General features: G+C 65.9%; 22 protein-coding genes. 9 read left to right on the forward strand and 13 right to left on the reverse strand.

Annotated elements, in window-relative coordinates:
• Nucleotides 1-12 precede the first annotated feature (12 nt).
• A complete protein-coding gene (locus tag EYW42_RS04100; RefSeq protein WP_135533969.1) occupies nt 13-852 on the reverse strand; it encodes a hypothetical protein in 840 nt (279 codons plus the stop codon).
• 52 nt (nt 853-904) lie between these two features.
• On the opposite strand from EYW42_RS04100, the gene EYW42_RS04105 reads away from it, so the two are divergent.
• A complete protein-coding gene (locus EYW42_RS04105) occupies nt 905-1,582 on the forward strand; it encodes a lipoate--protein ligase family protein (protein ID WP_135533970.1) in 678 nt (225 codons plus the stop codon).
• Nucleotides 1,583-1,684: 102 nt separating this feature from the next.
• Nucleotides 1,685-2,950 carry a dihydroorotase gene (locus EYW42_RS04110; RefSeq protein ID WP_135534038.1) on the forward strand — a complete coding sequence of 422 codons (1,266 nt, stop codon included), beginning with the start codon at nt 1,685-1,687 and terminating at the stop codon, nt 2,948-2,950.
• A 180-nt stretch (nt 2,951-3,130) separates the two neighbouring features.
• Here EYW42_RS04110 and EYW42_RS04115 read toward each other — a convergent pair whose 3' ends face one another.
• The 5 genes from EYW42_RS04115 to EYW42_RS04135 all read right to left on the reverse strand — a co-directional run bounded on the left by EYW42_RS04115 (nt 3,131) and on the right by EYW42_RS04135 (nt 9,718).
• The gene (locus EYW42_RS04115; RefSeq protein ID WP_237561269.1) at nt 3,131-3,478 is read right to left on the reverse strand and encodes a DUF7268 family protein; all 348 of its coding nucleotides are present in this window, start codon (nt 3,476-3,478) and stop codon (nt 3,131-3,133) included.
• A gap of 2 nt (nt 3,479-3,480) precedes the next feature.
• The gene (locus tag EYW42_RS04120) at nt 3,481-4,443 is read right to left on the reverse strand and encodes an ABC transporter permease (protein WP_135533971.1); all 963 of its coding nucleotides are present in this window, start codon (nt 4,441-4,443) and stop codon (nt 3,481-3,483) included.
• The gene (locus EYW42_RS04125) at nt 4,440-5,453 is read right to left on the reverse strand and encodes an ABC transporter permease (protein WP_135533972.1); all 1,014 of its coding nucleotides are present in this window, start codon (nt 5,451-5,453) and stop codon (nt 4,440-4,442) included. The genes EYW42_RS04120 and EYW42_RS04125 overlap by 4 nt, the downstream gene beginning before the upstream one ends.
• A 16-nt stretch (nt 5,454-5,469) precedes the next feature.
• The gene (locus EYW42_RS04130) at nt 5,470-7,107 is read right to left on the reverse strand and encodes an ABC transporter substrate-binding protein (protein ID WP_135533973.1); all 1,638 of its coding nucleotides are present in this window, start codon (nt 7,105-7,107) and stop codon (nt 5,470-5,472) included.
• Between the two features lie 100 nt (nt 7,108-7,207).
• Nucleotides 7,208-9,718 (reverse strand): ABC transporter ATP-binding protein, encoded by a 2,511-nt coding sequence (locus tag EYW42_RS04135; RefSeq protein WP_135533974.1) that lies wholly within the window; start codon nt 9,716-9,718, stop codon nt 7,208-7,210.
• A 99-nt stretch (nt 9,719-9,817) separates the two neighbouring features.
• Between EYW42_RS04135 and EYW42_RS04140 the strand changes: the two genes are divergently transcribed.
• Complete coding sequence (locus EYW42_RS04140) at nt 9,818-10,297, forward strand: DUF7529 family protein (RefSeq protein WP_135533975.1); 480 nt, start codon at nt 9,818-9,820, stop codon at nt 10,295-10,297.
• A 104-nt stretch (nt 10,298-10,401) separates the two neighbouring features.
• On the opposite strand, the gene EYW42_RS04145 is transcribed toward EYW42_RS04140, so the two are convergent.
• Nucleotides 10,402-10,887, reverse strand: a complete 486-nt coding sequence (locus tag EYW42_RS04145) for a hypothetical protein (protein WP_135533976.1) — start codon at nt 10,885-10,887, stop codon at nt 10,402-10,404.
• Nucleotides 10,888-11,102: 215 nt separating this feature from the next.
• Nucleotides 11,103-11,825: a DUF5806 family protein gene (locus EYW42_RS04150; protein ID WP_135533977.1), complete on the reverse strand. Its 723-nt coding sequence runs from the start codon at nt 11,823-11,825 to the stop codon at nt 11,103-11,105.
• A gap of 171 nt (nt 11,826-11,996) precedes the next feature.
• Between EYW42_RS04150 and EYW42_RS04155 the strand changes: the two genes are divergently transcribed.
• Together EYW42_RS04155 and EYW42_RS04160 are read left to right on the forward strand one after the other, a co-directional pair.
• Nucleotides 11,997-12,365 (forward strand): universal stress protein, encoded by a 369-nt coding sequence (locus EYW42_RS04155; protein ID WP_135533978.1) that lies wholly within the window; start codon nt 11,997-11,999, stop codon nt 12,363-12,365.
• Nucleotides 12,362-12,895 (forward strand): GNAT family N-acetyltransferase, encoded by a 534-nt coding sequence (locus EYW42_RS04160; protein WP_135533979.1) that lies wholly within the window; start codon nt 12,362-12,364, stop codon nt 12,893-12,895. The genes EYW42_RS04155 and EYW42_RS04160 overlap by 4 nt, the downstream gene beginning before the upstream one ends.
• Nucleotides 12,896-12,902: 7 nt before the next feature.
• Here the strand turns inward: EYW42_RS04160 and EYW42_RS04165 are convergent, their stop codons facing one another.
• A complete protein-coding gene (locus EYW42_RS04165; RefSeq protein ID WP_135533980.1) occupies nt 12,903-13,379 on the reverse strand; it encodes a universal stress protein in 477 nt (158 codons plus the stop codon).
• 135 nt (nt 13,380-13,514) lie between these two features.
• Between EYW42_RS04165 and EYW42_RS04170 the strand changes: the two genes are divergently transcribed.
• The 3 genes from EYW42_RS04170 to EYW42_RS04180 all read left to right on the forward strand — a co-directional run bounded on the left by EYW42_RS04170 (nt 13,515) and on the right by EYW42_RS04180 (nt 16,134).
• Nucleotides 13,515-13,940, forward strand: coding sequence for a universal stress protein (locus EYW42_RS04170; protein WP_135533981.1), 426 nt, complete (start codon nt 13,515-13,517; stop codon nt 13,938-13,940).
• 86 nt (nt 13,941-14,026) lie between these two features.
• Complete coding sequence (locus EYW42_RS04175) at nt 14,027-15,271, forward strand: DHH family phosphoesterase (RefSeq protein ID WP_135533982.1); 1,245 nt, start codon at nt 14,027-14,029, stop codon at nt 15,269-15,271.
• Nucleotides 15,268-16,134, forward strand: a complete 867-nt coding sequence (locus tag EYW42_RS04180; protein WP_135533983.1) for a BtpA/SgcQ family protein — start codon at nt 15,268-15,270, stop codon at nt 16,132-16,134. The genes EYW42_RS04175 and EYW42_RS04180 overlap by 4 nt, the downstream gene beginning before the upstream one ends.
• 63 nt (nt 16,135-16,197) lie before the next feature.
• Here the strand turns inward: EYW42_RS04180 and EYW42_RS04185 are convergent, their stop codons facing one another.
• From EYW42_RS04185 to EYW42_RS04200, 4 genes are all read right to left on the reverse strand, one after another.
• A complete protein-coding gene (locus EYW42_RS04185; RefSeq protein WP_135533984.1) occupies nt 16,198-16,629 on the reverse strand; it encodes a DUF5807 family protein in 432 nt (143 codons plus the stop codon).
• 36 nt (nt 16,630-16,665) lie between these two features.
• Nucleotides 16,666-17,706 carry a hypothetical protein gene (locus EYW42_RS19410; RefSeq protein WP_161972906.1) on the reverse strand — a complete coding sequence of 347 codons (1,041 nt, stop codon included), beginning with the start codon at nt 17,704-17,706 and terminating at the stop codon, nt 16,666-16,668.
• 81 nt (nt 17,707-17,787) lie between these two features.
• Nucleotides 17,788-18,234, reverse strand: a complete 447-nt coding sequence (locus tag EYW42_RS04195; RefSeq protein WP_135533986.1) for a DUF7112 family protein — start codon at nt 18,232-18,234, stop codon at nt 17,788-17,790.
• Nucleotides 18,235-18,282: 48 nt separating this feature from the next.
• Complete coding sequence (locus EYW42_RS04200; RefSeq protein WP_135533987.1) at nt 18,283-18,675, reverse strand: 30S ribosomal protein S6e; 393 nt, start codon at nt 18,673-18,675, stop codon at nt 18,283-18,285.
• A gap of 172 nt (nt 18,676-18,847) precedes the next feature.
• Between EYW42_RS04200 and EYW42_RS04205 the strand changes: the two genes are divergently transcribed.
• Nucleotides 18,848-19,138: a hypothetical protein gene (locus EYW42_RS04205; RefSeq protein WP_135533988.1), complete on the forward strand. Its 291-nt coding sequence runs from the start codon at nt 18,848-18,850 to the stop codon at nt 19,136-19,138.
• The last annotated feature ends 115 nt before the right edge of the window (nt 19,139-19,253 follow it).

The following is a 19,253-nucleotide window of genomic DNA, read 5'->3' on the forward strand; positions in this document are numbered from 1 at the left end:
GGCCGACTCTACTCAGCGCCGGATCTCGACGGTCACGAGCTCTCCCTCGTGGAATCCGGCGTTCGGACAGACGAGTTTCGCTCCGAAGTCGCCGTCTCTCGCGAGAAACAGCGAGAGCCCCGTGATCGGGTCGTCGTTCGCCACGACCGTGACATCGCCCCAATCGATAGTTCGACCGTCCGCGACGCCGATGCGGGACCCGCAAAGCGACACCGGGCGTTCGCAGTCACCGTTCCCGAGAACGCCTCCGCCCGAATAGTGTGGGAGGCCGCCGTCGAGAACACACGGTTCGCCGTCCGGCGGACCGCCTGCACCGATCCCGGCGAAGCACTCGCCGGGAGCCGGGTGAGTCGGCGCGTCGAGGACGGCGTACGTTTCGCCCGTCTCGACGACGGTCCCGGTGCCGTCCCACGTGAGCCCGCGGAGTTCGACATCGACCGATACGGGCATCGATCCCGATGCCCGGTACAGGTTCGCGTCGGGGTCGCGAAAGCCCAGGTGGACGTGGTTGTCAACCCAGGGCGCGAAGAACCCGGAACGCACCATCTCGCCGAGCGAGTCGCCGACTGCCACCTCGTCGCCGGGCGCGACCGCCGGGTCGACGTGGAGAACCCTGGCGACCCGGTCGCCCTGGTCTATCAGGATCAGGTGGTCGTGTTCGACGGCGTACGGTTTCTCCGGCGCGGTCACGGTTCGCGTCGAAATAACCTCGCCGGCGACGGGACTCGGCGCGTCGTTCGTCTCCGGATAGAGGTCGATAGCGCAGCCCTCGTCGTGGGCGTCGTACGGCGAGTTGTACAGCGAGAACCGGGGGTATCGGGAGAGAACAGGCTCCGATAACGTGACGACCATTACGCTCACCTTGGAGCCGTGGCGTTTAGTCGCCTCGGGTCCACGGTCCGGTATGCGCGTACTTCGGGGCCGCGCGGCCACAGTCGGCGCGGACCGCGACGTCACGGCCGAGATGCTGGCGACCGTCGGCGACGACCGCGTCCCGGCGGTGCGAGTGTGGCACCCACATCAACAGGTGGCGTTCGGTCGCCGCGATTCCGGCGAAGACGGGTACGAAGCGGCCCGCGACGCGGCGCGTGACCACGGGTTCCCACCGGTCGACCGCAGCGTCGGCGGCCGTGCCGTGGCGTACGCCGACACGACACTTGCGTTCGCGTTCGCGGAACCGGTCGCGGACTTCCGCGAGGGACTAGACGGCCGATACGAGCGTGCCACGGTCGCCGTCGAACGAGCGCTCCGCGATGTCGGCGTCGACGCCGAGCGCGGCGAACCGGACCAATCCTTCTGTCCCGGAACGCACTCGCTGCAGAGCAACGGGAAGATCGTCGGCATCGCCCAGCGCGTTCGGAGCGACGCCGCGCTCACCGCCGGCGTCGTCATCGTCGATGAACGGGAGACGCTCGCCGCCGTGCTTGCGGACGTGTACGAGGCTCTCGACCTCTCGTTCGACCCCGACTCGGTCGGTAGCGTGGCCCGTTCCGGCGGGAACGACGATCCCGCGGCGGTCCGGCAAGCGATAGAGCGCGCGTTCGTCGGGGACGCCGACGCGACCGTCGAGCGCGTGAACTGACCGAGGGCTACGTCCGCTACCGCCGAGTTCGAGTGCTACTGTCCCACAGAGCCACCGCAGCGTACCGGAGAACCCTTCTCCGTGGGCTCCGACCGACAGAACATGCTCATCGGGAACGCAACCCTGCCGGACGGTCGGCGACGAGACGTTCGTATCGAAGACGAGACGGTCGTCGAGGTCGGCAAGAACCTCGGAGACGCGGACATCGATGCGACCGGAAAGCGCCTGTTTCCGGGCGCTATCGACGTACACGTTCACTTCCGCCAGCCCGGGTTCGCGCACAAGGAGACGTGGGAGACGGGCAGCAAGAGCGCCGCTGCGGGTGGCGTAACCACCGTCGTCGACCAGCCGAACACTGATCCGCCGACCGTCACCGGCGACGCGTTCGACGAGAAGGCTGCCCTCGCCGACGCGTCGCTCGTCGACTACGGCATCAACGGCGGCGTCACGCCGGACTGGGACCCCGACTCGCTGTTTTCGCGCCGACTGTTCGCCCTCGGCGAGGTGTTTCTCGCGGACTCGACCGGTGACATGGGGATCGACGCGGAACGGTTCGCCGACGCCGTCGAGCGGGCGGGCCGAGAGGACGTGAGCGTGACGGTCCACGCCGAGGACGCGACTCTCTTTACCGAGGCGACGAAGGACCGCGACGACGCGGACGCCTGGAGCGCCTACCGGACCGCCGAAGCCGAGGCGGCCGCGGTCGAACGCGCGGTCGAAGTCGGCGCGGACGCGGCGGCCGACCTCCACATCGCACACACCAGCACGCCCGAGGGCATCGACGCCGCCAGCGACGCTGGCGTTACCTGCGAGGTGACGCCCCACCATCTCTTTCTCTCGCGTGATGACTTGCCGGATCTGGGCACGTTCGGTCGAATGAACCCGCCGCTACGGAGCGAACAGCGCCGCGAGGCGGTGTACGACCGCGTCGCGGACGGCACTGTCGACGTGATAGCGACGGACCACGCACCGCACACCCGCGAGGAGAAAGACGCGAGCATCTGGAACGCCCCGAGCGGCGTTCCCGGCGTCGAGACGATGCTCCCGCTCCTGCTGGAGGAGGCTCGACAGGGTCGTTTCTCCTACGAGCGCGTTCGCGACCTGACCGCGGCCAACCCCGCCGAGATCTTCGACCTGCCGAACAAAGGCCGCATCGAGGCGGGACGGGACGCCGACCTCGTGCTCTTCGACCCGGACGACGCCCACGAGATACAGGGAGACGACCTCCATTCGAAGTGCGGCTGGACGCCGTTCGAGGGCCGGCAAGGCGTGTTCCCGGAACTCACGCTGGTACGCGGTGAGGTAGTTTACGACACCCGAGACGGAGAGGCGTTCGGAGAGGGAGTCGGAGAGAACGTACGCGCGTAGCGAACAGACGACACTTCGGATCCCCGCGACGACGTGTCGCGCAATCGCGAACCGTCGCGGGGCGGGAGTCAGGTCACGCCGCGCGTTGGTCGCGGCTTCGGTGAAAAACCTCCGGCACTGACCGGCTTCGGTAGCGGGACTCGCGGTCGGTAGTCGGGTCGGCCCGGTACGAACGGACCGTCACAGGCCGACCGTCGACACGGACGCGACCAGCATCACGCCGAGGCCGAACCCGATGAGTCGGGTCATCGCCCGACGGGAGTCGGCCTCCGTCCAGTTGGACCTCGTCTTCATGTAGCGTTGCATGTTCTCGATACCGGTGCCGGCCATAACTGACCCGGACCAGCCGAGCAGCCCGAGGCCGAACGCCAGTGCGCCGAGCGAGAACACCTGCTCGGTCGCCGTTCGGAAGTCGCCGTCGATGGTGAATACGGCGACGGCGACACCGCCCGCTATCGCACCCGCGAGCGCCGCCGTCGCGAGACGGCGGCCGGGCGCACGTATCTGGTCCGGAACGGAGAGTGACACGGTCAGTCGACCGTCTCACGCATCCGCGGGTCCAGCGCGTCGCGCATACCGTCGCCGAGTAGATTGAACCCCAGGACGGTCACCGCGAGGAACAGACCGGGGAAGAAAGACCACCACCACTGCCCGGTGAGCAGACCGTTGTCGACGCCGTTCGTCAACATCAGCCCCCAGGACGGCGTACCGGCCTGGGCACCGAAACCGAGGAACGAGAGGGCGGCGAGGTCGATGATCGCCAGCCCGAAGTTCAGCGTGCTCTGGACGGTGATCGGCGCGAGCGAGTTCGGTAGCACGTGTCGGAGGAGGACGCGGCCGTCCCGCGCCCCCAGCGCCTCCGTGGCGTCGATGTACTCGTCTTCGAGCACCTTCAGTGCCGCGCCGCGGACGACGCGGGCGAAGCGGGGCGTGTAGACGAGCGTCAGCGCGATGACTGCCTTCCAGAGACCGACCCCGAAGATGGCGACCAGCGCGAGCGCCAGCAACAGCGACGGGAACGCGAGCAGAACGTCCATCGTGCGCATGATGACGTTGTCGATCCACCCGCCGTAGTAGGCCGCGATGATGCCGAGACCGACCCCGAACGTCGTCGAGGCGACAACGATGATAGTGCCGTACTTCATCGCCAGCCACGCCCCGTAGACGGTCCGGAGGAAGAGGTCCCGCGCCTGTAAGTCAGTGCCGAACGGGAACTGACAGGAAGCGAAGTTCTGTAGCGCACCCAGGACCGTCGGATCGCCACAGGGACCGGCAAGGCTCGGGTTCGTGCCGAGTTCGGTGTGAGCGAGAGCCTCCGGGTCGAGGAACAACCGGGCGTAGACGGCCATCACGGCCATCGTGACGATGAGTGTGAGGCCGAAAACGGCCAGGCGGTTCGACAGGAGTTCTGAGAGGAACGGAGAGGCGCGCAGCCGGTCCAGCAGACTGCGGCTCGCGCGTTCCTCGGCAGCTGTTTCGGTTTCCGTGCTCATTGTTCGATCCTCGGGTCGAGATAGGAGTACGTCAGGTCGACGAGAAGGTTCACCAGCGTGAAGACGACTGCGAACACCAGAACGATCCCCTGCACGACCGGATAGTCACCGTCCTGGATCACCGTGACAAGCAGTTTTCCGACGCCGGGTATCGCGAACACCGTCTCGGTCAGTACCGCACCGCCGAGCAGGCTCCCGAACTGGATGCCGATGACGGTGACGACGGGGATGAGCGCGTTTCGGAACCCGTGTTTCATCAGGGTGATCTTCGCGCCCTGGCCCTTCGCCCGAGCGGTCCGGATGTAATCTTTCCGTATGACTTCGAGCATCGAGGAACGCATCATCCGGGAGATGAGCGCCATCGAGTAGACCCCGATGACGAGCGACGGCAGGAACAGGTGATGTACCGCCGAGATGAACGCCTCGTACTGGCCGAGCAACAGTGTGTCAACAGTCAACAGCCCCGTCACCTGGGGAGCAGTGTACTCGGAGCCGATCCTGGTGCTCGTCGGGAACCAGCCGAGGGTGACCGAGAACAACAGGATCAACAGCGGACCGCTCCAGAATATCGGGACGCTGATACCGGTGAGTGCGCCGAGACGGCTGAGATGGTCGGTGAGAGAATCCTGCTTGACGGCGCTGATGATCCCGATCGGGATACCGAAGAGTATCCCGGCTAGCTGGCCGAACACGGCGAGTTCCATCGTGATCGGGAACTTCCAGCGCAGGAGCCCTGCAACCGGCTGTCCGCGGCGGTAAACGTACGACTCGCCCAGGTCGAGATGAAGGAGGTCCCAGAGGAACCTGCCGTACTGCACCCATATCGGGTCGTTGAGGCCGAGCCGGCGTTCTATCTCCCGGACGGCCGCCTCACTGGCACGCTCGCCAGCGATAACCCGCGCGGGGTTCCCGGGAGAGAGTTGCAGGATAGAGAACACCAGCGTCGCCACTCCGAGCAACACCGGGATCAACAACAGCAGCCGCTTGACGATGTATCGCTTGCTGATCATCGAGAGGTCGGGGGAATTAGTTCAGCTGAACCTGTGCCAGGAACGGACCCCCGATCAGTTCGACGACGTAGTTGTCGATGTCCGATGAGACGCCGCGGATCTCCTCGGTGTGGACCAGCGGGACCCAGGGACACTCCTCGTGGAATATCTCCCCGGCCTGCTGGTAGAGTTCCTCGCGCTCGCCGTCGTCGTACGTGGTCTGGCCCTCTTCGATGAGCCCCATGAACTCGTTGTTGGCCCAGGCCGCACGATTCGAGGTGTTGTACCCGTCAGCGCCCCAGTCGGCGAAGTCCTGGTCCTCGGGCACGTCGATCTGCGGGTGGAGCAGGGCGTAGTAGAAGTTGTCCGGGTCGCCGTTGTCGGTCATCCAGCCGAGGAAACAGGCGTCGTGCTTACCCGTGCCGGTGTACTCGAGGTAGGACTCCCAGGTCTGCTGTTCGATCGTCACGTTGATACCGATATCTTCGAGGTACGAACTGATCGTCTCGGCGGCCTGCGTCGGAGACGGGTTGTACGCACGGGGGTTCTGGAACGCCGCGAGTTCGAGGTCGAACCCGTCTCCGTATCCTGCTTCTTCCAGGAGAGATTGCGCCTGGTCGGGGTCGTGCGGGTAGGGGTCGAGGTCCTCGTTGTATCCGAGGATAGACTCGGTGATAGGCTGGCTTGCGGGCGTAGCGATACCCTGGTAGATGTTGTTCGCCAGTGCCTCCGTGTCGATAGCGTAGTTCATCGCCTGCCGGACGCGCTTGTCCTGGAACGGTTCGAACTCGGCGCCGTTCATGGCGAGGTAGCCGACGTTCATGCCGGCGATACGACGGACCTCGCCGTCGCCTTCCTCGACCTGACCGACCGTCTGGGAGTCGAGGCCGTCGATGATGTCGAGTTCGCCCGCGTTGAGCGACGAGGCTCGCGTCGAGTTCTCGCCGATCACCTGGAACACCACTTCGTCGACGTTCGGACCGTCGCCCCAGTAGCTGTCGTTCGCGGTGAGTCGGACCTGGCCGCTACCCTCGTTCAGGTTGTCTAACTCGAACGGGCCGGTGCCGACCATTTCCGTCGCGAAGTCGGTCTCGGCCTCGATCTCGGATTTCGGAAGTACGACCAGCGCGAACACGGCCAGATTCGCCATGAACGGGGCGTACCGCTTCGAGATCTCGAAGGTCAGCGTGTAGTCGTCCTCGGCGGTGACGTCTTCAACAGAGCCGAGCAGATACGGACCGTAGATCGACCCATCCTCGTTGTAGTAGTCGTAGTCCTCGTCGAGGTAGCGGCGGTAGGTGGCGATGAAGTCTTCGGCGGTGAACTCGTCGCCGTTGTGGAACTCGGCGCCCTCGCGGAGTTCGATCGTCGCCGTCGTCCCGTCCATCTCCCAGTTCGTTGCCAGTGATTCCGCGAGCGTCGCGGTACCCGGTTCGAAGCCGATGAGAGGCTCGTACACCTGATTGGTCACCTTCGCGACCTCGCCGCTCGTCGAGGACTGCGGATCGAGCGTGTCGGATGGTGCACCCCGGCCGTAGGTGAGTGTTCCCCCCTCCCCTCCGTCGTTGTCGCCTTCTCCGAGGATCCCTGAGAGACACCCGGCAGTCATCGAAGTCGTTACCGCGGCACCGCCTGCCGCCTTCAGGAAATTACGACGGTCTATGTCACGTGCCATGGACACATTATGCCTGTACTTCCGGTATAAATATACCGGAATTGCGGTAGGTATTGCCAAACGTAGTTCCGGAGAGAACGAGAATTTACGACGGGTGTAGTTAACTATTCGAGTAGAGGTGACAAGCGGCCGGATGGTCGTCGTCACCCAGTTTCGGATCCTCGTGTTCGCAGACGCTCTCGAAGTTCTCGCGGAGGAGGTCGGCGGCCTGTTCCCACTCCCGGTCGACGACGAGGCGAAGCGACTCGTCTATCACGTCCCGGACGTTCGCGGGAAGTTGCCCGTCGAAGAGGCGGGCCCGAAGCTCCGGCACCGTCGCGTCCTCTCGTGTCTCGTCCGGTTCCACCTGGTCCGCCGTCGCGGCCTGTCCGCCGTCCGCCGCTGCGCGGGAGTCCGCGACGTCGATCGATGACTCCTCGATCGCTTCGACCGAGATGTTCTCGTTCTCGACGCGCTCACGGTAGTCCATGATCTCGCGGAACGTCGCCTGGTCGATGTCGAGGTCGTCCGGCGGGATCACTTTCGGACACCGCGTCCGGAAGCGGCACCCGCTGGGTGGGTCGATGGGGCTCGGAACGTCGCCTTCGAGAATGATCCGGTTGTCAGTGTCCACGAGCGGGTCCGGTTCCGGGATCGAGGACAGCAACGCCTGCGTGTACGGGTGTTTCGGGTCGGCGAACAACGTCTTCGTCTCCGCTATCTCGACGATCCGGCCGAGATACATCACGGCGACGCGGTCGGTGATGTGGCGCACGACCGAGAGGTCGTGGGCGATAAACAGGTAGGTCAGGTCGAACTCGTCTTGCAGGTCCTCCAGCAAGTTGAGTATCTGCGCCTGGACGGAGACGTCGAGCGCCGAAACCGGCTCGTCGCAGACGATGAAATCCGGGTCGACCGCGAGCGCTCGTGCGATGCCGACGCGCTGGCGCTGCCCGCCGGACAGTTCGTGCGGGTAGCGGTCCCGCTGGTCGACGTCGAGACCGACGGCCTCGATGAGTTCGTCGACGCGTTCCTGGCGCTGCTGGCGCTTCGAGCTATCGTCCGCCGGCGGTTCCTCGGGGAGGTCGTGGATCTTCAGCGGTTCCATAACCGTCTGTGCCACGCTCATTCGCGGGTCCAGCGACGAGAGCGGGTCCTGAAATATCATCTGCATGTCCTTGCGGCGCTCGCGCAGGCTGTCGTCGTCGAGCGTCGCCAGGTCGTCGCCCGCATACAGCACGGTCCCGTCGGTCGGTTCGGTGAGGCGGAGCAGCGCCCGCCCGGTCGTCGACTTCCCGCAACCGGACTCGCCGACGAGACCTAGCGTTTCCCCCTCGTAGAGGTCGAAGTCGACGCCGTCGACGGCCTGGATCGGCTTCGATTCGTCGTCCAGCCACTTATCCAGAAGGTCGTCGGCCTGCGAGAAGTGTTTCTTCAGTCCGTCGACGGAAACGAGCGGTTCGCCGCCGAACGTCCGGCTTTCGGCGCTGATGTCGGCCCGGTCGTCTCCGTACTGGGACTTGTCGAACTCCTCCATAATGCATTTCGAGCGGTGGTCGACGCCGTCTGCACCGTGTTGGAGGTACGGGATCTCCCCCTCCCGACATTCGGGTTGGGCCCACGGACACCGCGGAGCGAAATTACAGCCCTCCGGCATGTCGATGAGGTCGGGAACGTTCCCCTCGATAGGGGTCAGGCGGTTCTTGTCCTCGCGGGGGATCGATTCGAGCAGGGTGTAGGTGTAGGGGTGGCTGGGGTTGTGGAATATCTCCTCGACCGGTCCCTCCTCGACTATCTCTCCGGCGTACATCACCGCTACGCGGTCGCACGTCTCGGCGACGACGCCGAGGTCGTGCGTGATAAACAGGACGGACATACCGAACTCGTCCTGCAGGTCGTTGATGAGGTCTAGTATCTGCGCCTGGATCGTCACGTCGAGTGCCGTCGTCGGTTCGTCAGCGATGAGCAACTGCGGTCTGCAGGCGAGAGCGATAGCGATGAGGACGCGCTGGCGCATCCCACCGGAGAACTCGTGGGGGTAGTCGTCAAGTCGCGCCTCGGGTTCGGGAATGCCGACTTCCGCGAGTATCTCCGCAGTCGCTTCCAGCACCTCCTCGCTGATGCCGCCGCCCCGTAACGAGGGGAGCGTCTCCCGGAGGCCGTTCCACCAGGTGTCGGCCTTCCGCCCGCCGTACTGGTGGAGTTGCAGGCTCTCGGCGACCTGCTCTCCCACGGTCAGCGCGGGGTTGAGCGTCGACATCGGGTCCTGGAAGATCATGCTCATTTCGCCGCCGCGGATCGACCGCATCGCCGGTTCGGGCGCTCTGGCGAGGTCAACGCTGCCGGCCGTCTCGTCGATGAAGTCGTCGGCCTGGCGGGGATGCTCCTCCGAGAGGCGGTCCGCGAGGTCCGGGTCGTGGAGTTCGACCTTGCCGCCGACCACCTCGCCAGGATCGTCGACGAGTCCCATCGCGGACAGCGCCGTGACGCTCTTGCCCGATCCGCTTTCGCCGACGAGACCGACCGTCTCCCCCTCGCGGACGGTCAGGTCGATCCCGTCGACCGCCTTCACGTGGCCGCGGTCGGTGGCGAACTGCGTTCGCATACCGGAGATGGATAGTAGGTCGCGCACTATGTCGTATCCTGCCGTCAGCCGTAAAATAGTTTTCTACATTATTAACCCGACGAGATAACGAGAACGTTTTTCAGGATCCGCCGTCGCCGTTTCACTATGAGTCAGGGCCCCGACGAGACGGTCATGAATTTCTGGGACGAGGTCATCACGGACATGGAGGCGACAGCCGCCGAGTATCGCGACAACGGGTGGGACGTTATCGAGGTCCATCCCGGTGACGTAACGCCGCTCCCGCCGGACCACGAGCGGTTCGGCCTGGACATCCTCGTGCCCGACGACGAGTTCGACACGGTCAGCGAGGCAGTCGAGACCGAGGGAACCAGTTTCGACTCCTTCGAGGTGTTCCGCGCGTCGACCGGCGGCACGGTCTTTCTCGTCGTCGCCGTCGAGGACAAAAACAGCGGCCAAGTGGTTCTCGTTCCGACGTTCTACGCCGTTCGGGAGGCGTCGGACACGCTCGCCGGCGTACGGGAGCGAGACGAACTCCCGATCAACCTGCGGCCGCTCTCGGTCGACGAGGTCGTCACCTTCGAACCCGCGGACCCGGGCCCATTGCTTCCGCCGGGCGAGAAATAGGAACGGAATCGGAACAGACAGGGATTCAAAACCGCCACTGCGGCCTCTCGTACGAGAATAGTTCTCGAAGCGGCAGGCAGATGTACATCACCGAAAACAACGCCTCAGGCCCGGATAAGGCGTAGAAACCGCTTCCCGTCGCTCGGCTTCCCTTCGTACGGCCCCTTCGAGTACGTTTTCGGCACCATCGTCTGGTATGCCCTGTACCCCTCGCTCACGAGGATATTCCCCAGAACCCAGAACAACGAGCCGTCGACACCGCGCAGAAGTACGAAACCGAGTACGCCGACCGCGCTGACGGTCACGGCCGGACCGCCGAGAATGACCGCGGCCCGTACGAACGTCGAATCCGGGCCGCTCCACTGTATGTCGCCGTACGTGAAGAGACTCCGGAACCCGTCCATCCCGACCGTAACTGAGAGTCGCCCGAGCGTCACCGTCCGACCGTCGTGGCTTCCGACGGTGACGTGCGCTCGTCCGCCCGCCAGCAGTGCCGGGAGCGCGTGACCCAACTCGTGACAGAACAACAGACCGAAGATCCCCACCGGGATCAAACAGAAGGTGAGTAAACTCCCAGCGCTGTCGACCATGGGGTTCCGTTTCTCTGCGACGGCATTTACTTTTTCCCACACACCTCATTCAAACACCGGGCGAGGGAGGAGAATTCTAACAAGCACCGCTGTAGACGCAGTAGAGACGTACCGTAACGGATCAACTGTCCCTCCTGTACGACCTGGCTAAGATGGACAACCTGAATGGTTGAGAACGCGCCCGTGGGAGGAACCCCGCACGGGGGAGTACCGGCCTAATCGTCGCCGGTGATCTCGTGACCGCACTCCGGACACTCCGTTCCGTCGTGGCGGAGTTCCTCGCTCGACGCCCGTACTTCTCGCATCACGCCGGAGATGCGGTCCTCCGCTTCGAGTTCCTCCTCGACGGAGAGGTCGACTCCTTCGACTTCGAGTAGAAACTTCGCGACCTCGGTCGTCTCGTACATCACTTCGTCGAGTTCCTCGGCGGTGAAGAAGTCCGACATCGCACCGTAGAGAAACGTCGCGCCGGCCGTGCGGACCTTGTCCTCGAACGACGACCTGGCCTGGTTGACCGCTTGCGGCGAGTAGGTGTCGGTCATGAACGGGACCAGTTCGGGGAGGTTCTCGCCGATCTTCGTCATCTCGACGCCGGTCTCCGTCCGGAAGTCCGCGCACAGACGGGCGATAGCCCACTCGCGGGCCGTGATGTACGTCCGGTCACGCAGGAACTCGTTGACGCGGTCGTACTGCGCGCCGTCCATCTTCTGGAAGCGGTCGTACTTCTGGACGTCCTCGGGGACGCGCGGTTGCGGGTCGTCAGTCGCGGACCCGTCGTCTTCCGGCCCGTCTTCCGCACCGGCGGCCGGCGACGTTTCAACGGCGGTATCTGTCCGCGATTCCGACTCGTCGTCCGTCGGTCGGTCGTCGTCCGCGGAAGCGGAGTCGTCGTCGCGGGCGTCCGTGCCGGCGACCGTCTTCGGCGCGTCGTCGCTCATGTCGCTCCCTTACGAAGCGGTGGGCAAAAGGGTTGTCACGCCGCGGTGACGGGGTCGAGCGGGGTCGGTTCGATGGCGAATCCGCGTGTCCGTTCTCGGAGATGTCGTTCGGTACGGACGTTCTCCGGCCGTTCCCAACTGTTTTGAGACGGGCCGCAGAACACGAGTCCAATGAAAGTACTGCTGGGCATCGCCGGGAGCGACGAGACCGACGCAGCGCTCGAAGAGACGGTACGCCGTGCGGTAGAAGCGAACGACGACCTGACGGTCGCCATCCTCGAGGAGACGGACCACGAGTCCTCGCCGGACGAAGTAGAGGCGAGGGCCCGGGACCGTCTGGACGAGGCCGACATCGACGCGACGATCCGCCGCGTATCGGGTGACCCGGGGAGCGAACTAGTCGAGATAGCGGAACGCGAGGGGTTCGACAGGCTGGTCATCGGCGGCGGGCAGCGCAGTCCGATGGGCAAAATCCAACTCGGGTCGATCACGGAGTTCGTCCTGTTGAACGCCCAGGTGTCGGTGACGCTGGTACGATGACCGGCGACCGATCACACTCGGACGAACAGGCGGACAGGTTCTCCGAACCCCCCCAAACGTTCGAGGACCGTGAGGGGCGGGAGATCACGATCCGGGCGCTGGACCCGGACGGGTTCGACGCCCTCGCCGAGATGTACGCGGCGTTTGACCCCGCCGACCGCGCGCAGGGGATCCCCCCGACCGGCGAGGATCGTATCGAGGGGTGGCTGGAAACCCTCGTCGACGAGGGGCTGAACGTCGTTGCCTGGGACGGCGACCGGGCGGCCGGCCACGCCACGCTCGTCCCCGACGGGGACGACGGCGAGTCGTACGAACTCGCTATTTTCGTCCTTCAGGAGTATCAGGAGTCCGGTATCGGGGGCCGACTCATGGACGCCTTGCTCGGATACGGCCGGGGGAACGGCGTAGAGAACGTGTGGCTGACGGTCGAGCGCTGGAACACGGCCGCGGTAAACCTCTACGAGAAAGTCGGGTTCGAGACGACCAACGCCGAGAGCTTCGAACTGGAGATGTCGTTCCGCCTGAACTGACCGCCGGTCACACGGAGAGGACGGGTTGGCTGGCGTACAACAGGACGTACTCGGCGGCCTTCGAGAGTATCTCGCCGGGTTCGCCGGAGAGCGGTTCCCGCGGAACGACGATGAAGTCGGCGTCCACGTCGTCGGCGGTGTCGAGGACGACGCTTCCCGGGTGGGTCATCTTGCTCGTCGTCGAGAACCCGTAGGCCGTCGAGTTCGTCATCGACACGTCGTACTCCGCGACTTGGTCGGCGACGTCGCGGATAAACGACTGCGCCTTGTTGGCCGCCTCCGCCTCGTCGATGGAGTCGGTCTCGATAGCGCGGACCATCTCCTCGCCCAGCACGTAGACGGCGTGGACGGTGGCGTCGTATCGGTCCGCGACGGCGGCGGCGTAGTCGACGGCGCGTACCGACGAGTCGCTCCCGTCGACGGGGACGAGCACCGTCTCGACCGCCAGCGGGTCGTCCGCGTCGAGGGCCTGTTCCGTTTCCATACAACATCGTGCGAAAGCGGGGAGCAAAAATCTGGCCCTCGAACGGACCCCGTCCGGGCCGAGGGCTGTTCTGACCGTCTCCGCGGCGGCGACGTGGTCCGAGGTTTAAAGCCACGCCCGGGGGAAACGAACAGTATGTTCGAGACGGTCGTCATCGCAACCGACGGGTCCGAGAGCGTGGAACGGGCTGTCGAAACCGCGCTGGACCTCGCGCGGCGGTTCGACGCCGAAGTCCACGCCCTGTACGTCGTCGACGAGAGCGAAGTGGACTCCTCGCCCGAATCGATCCGCGACGAAATGCGCGCAGCGCTCGAAGAGAGCGGCGAGGACGCGCTGGACGCGGTCAGCGAGTGGGCGGACCGCGAGGTCGTGACCGCCGTCCGGGAGGGCCGCCCCGCGGGCGAGATCTGCGCCTACGCCAGGGAGAACGACGTGGACCTCGTGGCGACCGGAACGCGCGGCCGTCACGGCGAGAACCGGTTTCTCATCGGCAGCGTCGCCGAACGGGTCGTCCGGTCCTGTCCCACGCCCGTGTTGACGGTACGGCAACTAGACGAATAGCGCCCGCGGCCGGCGGGTAACGCGGGGACCGGGCTGGCGAGACGCCGAACCGGCGGGTTCTTGCCGCGCGGGACGGAGGTACGGGTATGGACGATTCACTCATCGAGAGCAGCGACCTCTCGCTCGCCCGCAAGTCCGTCATCCCCGGAGAGGGCTTTTTCATCCCGGATTCGCTAGAGGAGAGCCAGGAGGAACAGGCCGCCGCCGATGCGCTCGACGGAGCCAGCGTGGCCGTCGTTGCCGACCCCGACGCCGACGGCCTCGCCTGCGTCGCACTGATCCGAGAACTGTACGGCGACGACCCGACGGCTGACGGCGGAGACGACTCTGACGCTCCTGACACCGCGGAAGACAACAGTTCCGACACCGAATCGGATCTCTCGCTCGACGCCGACGCCGTCGTCGAGGACGCGCCGGGCCGCGTCTCCCACGACGTTGCGCTCGTTCCCGCGGGACCGCACGACCTGGAGGACGGTATCGAGTACGTCGCGGAGTACGGCACCGAGGGGATCGACCTGTTCGTCTGCGACCTCTGTCCCGACCGCTACGAGTACGTGGAAGACGAACTCGACGCGGCCGTCGAAACGGCCGACACAGTTCGGTGGTTCGACCACCATCAGTGGGAAGACGACGTCGCCGCCGCCGTCCGCGACGCCGGCGCGGAATTGGTCGTCGGCGACAGCGACGAGGAGTGTTCTGCCGACGTGGCGCTCCGGTCGCTCGACCACGACTTCCCGCGGCACTACACGGAACTCGCCGCGGTGACCCGCGACCACGACCTCTGGATCCGCGAGGACCCGCGTAGCGACGACCTGGCGGACTTCTCGTACTGGAGCGACGCCGAGGAGTACGTAGACACCGTGATGCGCCACGGCCCCGACCTGCCCGAGGAGGTCGTCGAGTTCATCGAGGAGCAACGCGTCGAGAAGGAGGCACTGATACGCCGGGCCGTCGACCGCGCCGACGTGCGCGAGATCGGCCCCTGGACGGTCGGCGTCACCTACGGCCGCTGCTCCCAGAACGAAGTCGCCGAAGCGATGCGCGAGAAAGGTGCCGACGCCTCCGTCGTCGTCAAACCAGCCGGGAGCGCGAGCATCCGCGGCACCGACGAATTCGAGCGCTGTCACGAGGTCGCCCGCCAGGTCAACGGCGGCGGCCACCCCAAGGCTGCGGGCTGTAAGCCCGACATCTACGACGACATGCTCGATTACGCCAACCACTGGACGACCCGCGGTGCCGTGACGAAGCAGGTCATCCTCGACGCGTTCCGCGAATTGGTGCCGGAAGACGTCGCGGACGGCGAACCAACGGACTCCGATGGGGACCAATGACCTTCGACAGTATCGACGCCGAGAAACCGATCGTCGGCATGCTCCATCTCCCGCCGCTGCCGGGCGCGCCGAGGTCCAACGGTGACCTCGACATGGTCCGCGAGGCCGCACTGCGGGACGCCCGCCGCCTCGCCGCAGGCGGTGTCGACGCACTCATGATGGAGAACTTCGGCGACGCACCGTTTTATCCCGACGACGTCCCGAAGCACGCGGTCGCCTCGATGACCCGGGTTGCGGGCGAGGTCCGGGACGCCGTCGACCTCCCGCTCGGGATCAACGTCCTCCGGAACGATGTCGAAGCGGCGCTGTCGGTCGCGGCCGCGGTCGGGGCCGACTTCGTCCGTGCGAACGTCCATGTCGGCGCGCGCGTGACGGACCAGGGCGTCGTCGAGGGGCAGGCCCACGAGACCGTCCGGTTGCGCGAGCGCCTGGACTGCGAGGCGTCGGTCCTCGCGGACCTGGACGTGAAACACTCCGCACCGCTGGCGACCCGCGATACGGCCCACGATGCGGACGGGGACCAGCGGGCCCCGGAGGCCGCCGCGTCACGGTTCGACGCCGAGACCGTTGCCGAACCGGTCGAGAGAGGGCTCGCCGACGGCGTCATCGTCAGCGGCGCAGGTACCGGTCACGCGGTCGCGACGGAGGCGGTCGCGGCGGCCGCCGCCGCCAGGGACGAGGCGGGCCTCGACGCCCCCGTTATCGTCGGAAGCGGGGTCACGACGGAGAACGCGGCGTCGCTGCTGTCGGTCGCGGACGGCGCAATCGTCGGCACGGCGCTGAAGGAGGGCGGGGTGACGACGAACCCGGTCGACGAGGAGCGGGTCCGGCGACTCGTCGACACCGTGGACGAGACGCGGTAGTCGCGCCGCCACCTGGGGCGCGTCGTGAGGGCGGAGAACAGGCCGTTCTCGAACTCGGGGGCGTTACCGCTCGCCGACGACCCACTTCTGGGAGTACGCAGTCCCGCACTCGCACTGGGCGTACGCGTGGATCACGTCGCCCTCGGCGTAGAGGTCGCCGACCTCCTCGTTCTGTTCCTCGGAGAAGGCGAAGACGAACCGCGCCGCGTGGTCGGGACCGTCGCCCTCGGGACAGTCGCCGCCGGCCAGGTCCGCGTGGACCGTCCCGTCTTCGGCCATCGCCTGCTTCGCGAACGCCATCGGGTCCTGCCCCGTCGCCGTCTGGAAGGCGTTCCGGCCGTTCTCCCCGTCGACGACGATGACGATGCCGTCCGGGACGTCCACTCCGTAGTCGCGTAGCTTTCCGAGGTCGTCGACGGCGTCCTCGGCCAGGTAGAACGCGACATCCTCGTGTCGTTCCCCCGCGAGAAACGCATCGCGTTTCGAATCGGTCATACTCGCGATTGGCGGGCGACGGGGAAAAGGGACGCGTTAGAGCGCCGGCATCGCCAGCGCGGCGGGAGACGAATCGCAGCGACTCGCGGCCTCCTGTCCGGCCTCGGCCTCCTCGTTTGCGGTTTGGTCGTCGCCCTCCTCGAGCGCCCGCGCCGCCTCGGCGAAGTGTTCGCTGGCGTCCGCAAGCGCCGCAGCGTAGCAGGTGAGGCTGATAACCGAGGACTGCATGTCCGCCGGTGCGAACTCCTCGGCGTCCGTAAACGCTGACTCCGCGTCGCCGAACCGAACCGATGCGGTGTCGTACTCGTCGGCAGCGGTCTGATACCGCTCCTCGTCGAGCGCGGTAGTGGCGACGGTGAACCGCTCGTATCCGCGGACGAACTCCCGGTAACCCGTCAGGAACGGATCCATCATGTCGACTAGCTGGCGGGCCATCTGCATGGAATCCTCGACCTCGGCGTACGTCGTCCCGTCGATGCGCTCGAACGACCCCTCGTCGAGCGCCTCGAACGCGTCCTCGGCGTCGGACAGGTCGTCGCTGGCGTCGCGAAACGCCGAGCGCGCGTCGTCGAGCGATTCGATCCCGTCGTCGAACCGTTCGGTGTCGACGTAGCTCTGGGCGACGTCCACCTCGTTGAAACCGCGGTCCAACTGGAGCATCGTGTCCGTCAGGAGTGAGAAGTACGCCGCGACGTTTCGCATGTCCTCGACATCAGCCTGCTGGTCCTCGGAGAGGTCGGCCTCCTCCGCCGCGTCGAGGTGGTCGTTCGCCGTCGTGATCGACTGGCGGATCCCGCTCTCGTCGAACGACTCCCCGTCCTCACCGAACGCGTCGGACTGTGTGCCGATCCCCTCGGACGCCTCGTTCAGTGCCGCCGCCGCGGCGTCGAGCGACTCCTCGGGCGTCGCCGTCGGTTCTGTGGTCGACGCCGATTCTGTGGTCGCCGTCTCGGTGTCGGTATCAGTATCGGCGTCAGTATCGTCGCCTTCGTCCGGTTCGTCGCCCGACGAGGAACAGCCTGCTGCACCGGCTACCGCGGTAGCCGGTAGTAGCCGCAGGTAGGTGCGTCGTTTCATGATATCTACACTGTGAGAACAGGTCAAATACGTGACGGTTGAGCGGAGCGCGGCGCTGACTGATGCGGCGGTTTGCGGCAGTTAGCGCTCGTCTTCCACCCGCTCCGCGATGGCTGCGAGACTATCATCGGGTGATTCGGTCGCCTCGTAGACGACTCGTTCGCCGGGTTCGCGGACGCCGTATTTGAATCCGGGTTCGACCACGTCGACGAGGACCGAGTCGCCGACCGCGACGTCGACGTCGTCGAGCCACGGGCCGAGACGGTCCGGCGCGTCGCCGGGAGAGCGAGCGAAGCGCGGGGCGTCGTATGCTCCGGACAGTATCCGGGTTTCGTCGGTCAGGGCGGTCTCGATCCGGGCGTGGAACTCCGACCCGTCGACGACGAGACGGACGACCTCGTCGGCGGGGAATTCCTCGGCCGCGTCGGCGGGGAGTTCGAGGCGGCGTCGTCGGGTCGATCCGGCGGTCGAGAGCGTCGCTCGGACGGTCGTTACGGAGTCGTGGTCGCTTGGAACTCGGTCGGCCATGGGTGGCGTAACGGCTGTGACGGTGGTACGTTCGGGGAAAACGGGGAGTTACTCCTCGTCGCTCTCGCCGAGGAGTTCGTCGACGGACTGGTCGCCGCGCTCGGTGATCTTGGCGTTGATCTGCGAGACGGCCTCGCTGACCTCGCCGCCGCGGACGGTGACGCGCTTGCGCTCGCCGTCGCGGGTCGGGTTGAAACCCGTCCCGCCGTCGGAGAGGACTTCCTGCAGGTTCGGCCCGGGGACGTCGCCGCTCATCGGGCGGCCGGCGTCGTCGGAGCCGCCGGTGATCTCAAGCGTGTAGCCGTCGAAGCCGACAGCGCCGCCGTCGACCGTCTCTCCTATCGACCGGCCGATGAATCGGTTCGCGTCCTGGTCGTCCGCCTCTCGCTGGTACGTCTCGCCCGACTCGGGGTCCGAGACGACGATTGTGAAGCTTGCCATGCGTCGAACCAGTCGGTCGCGGCCCAAAAGGACATCGAAACGTTCCGTCCCGAGCGAGAGCCGCGATCACCCGCCGGACCGAGACTGGGCTGGCGGTCGGACTCGCGTGCGGAGTCGACACAGCCGGGAGCGTCGAACTCTTAAAGAAGATACAGCCGACAATGTACCAGATATGGAACGCGAGGTCCTGATGCTCCACTTGCGCCAGGCGTTCGGCGGCACGCCGGCGGAGCGCCGCGCCGTCGCCCGCGCCGCCACGGACCTGACGGACTCCGAGCAGTTTGAGGTGGACCGCGGCGACGAGTTGACCCCGGAGATCATCGTCGAAAACCTCGCAGACTGCCGAGAGGGGACGCCGGCCGAACGGTGGAACTGGTGGATGGGTGCGCTGGAGGCGGCCTACGGCGGCTACGAGCAGTTCGTCGTGACGCGCTGGAACGAAGACGACGCACCGAACGCCTGATAGGATCGGGTCGGTGGGATCGGCGTTCGACACCGAGAACTGTTCGTCACCACCTCGCTCGCGGAGGATCGAGTCAGACCATCGGTGTGGCACACCCTAGTCCGATCTTTGACAA

The organism is Halostella pelagica (genome assembly GCF_004762015.1).
GTDB classification, from domain to species: domain Archaea; phylum Halobacteriota; class Halobacteria; order Halobacteriales; family Natronoarchaeaceae; genus Halostella; species Halostella pelagica.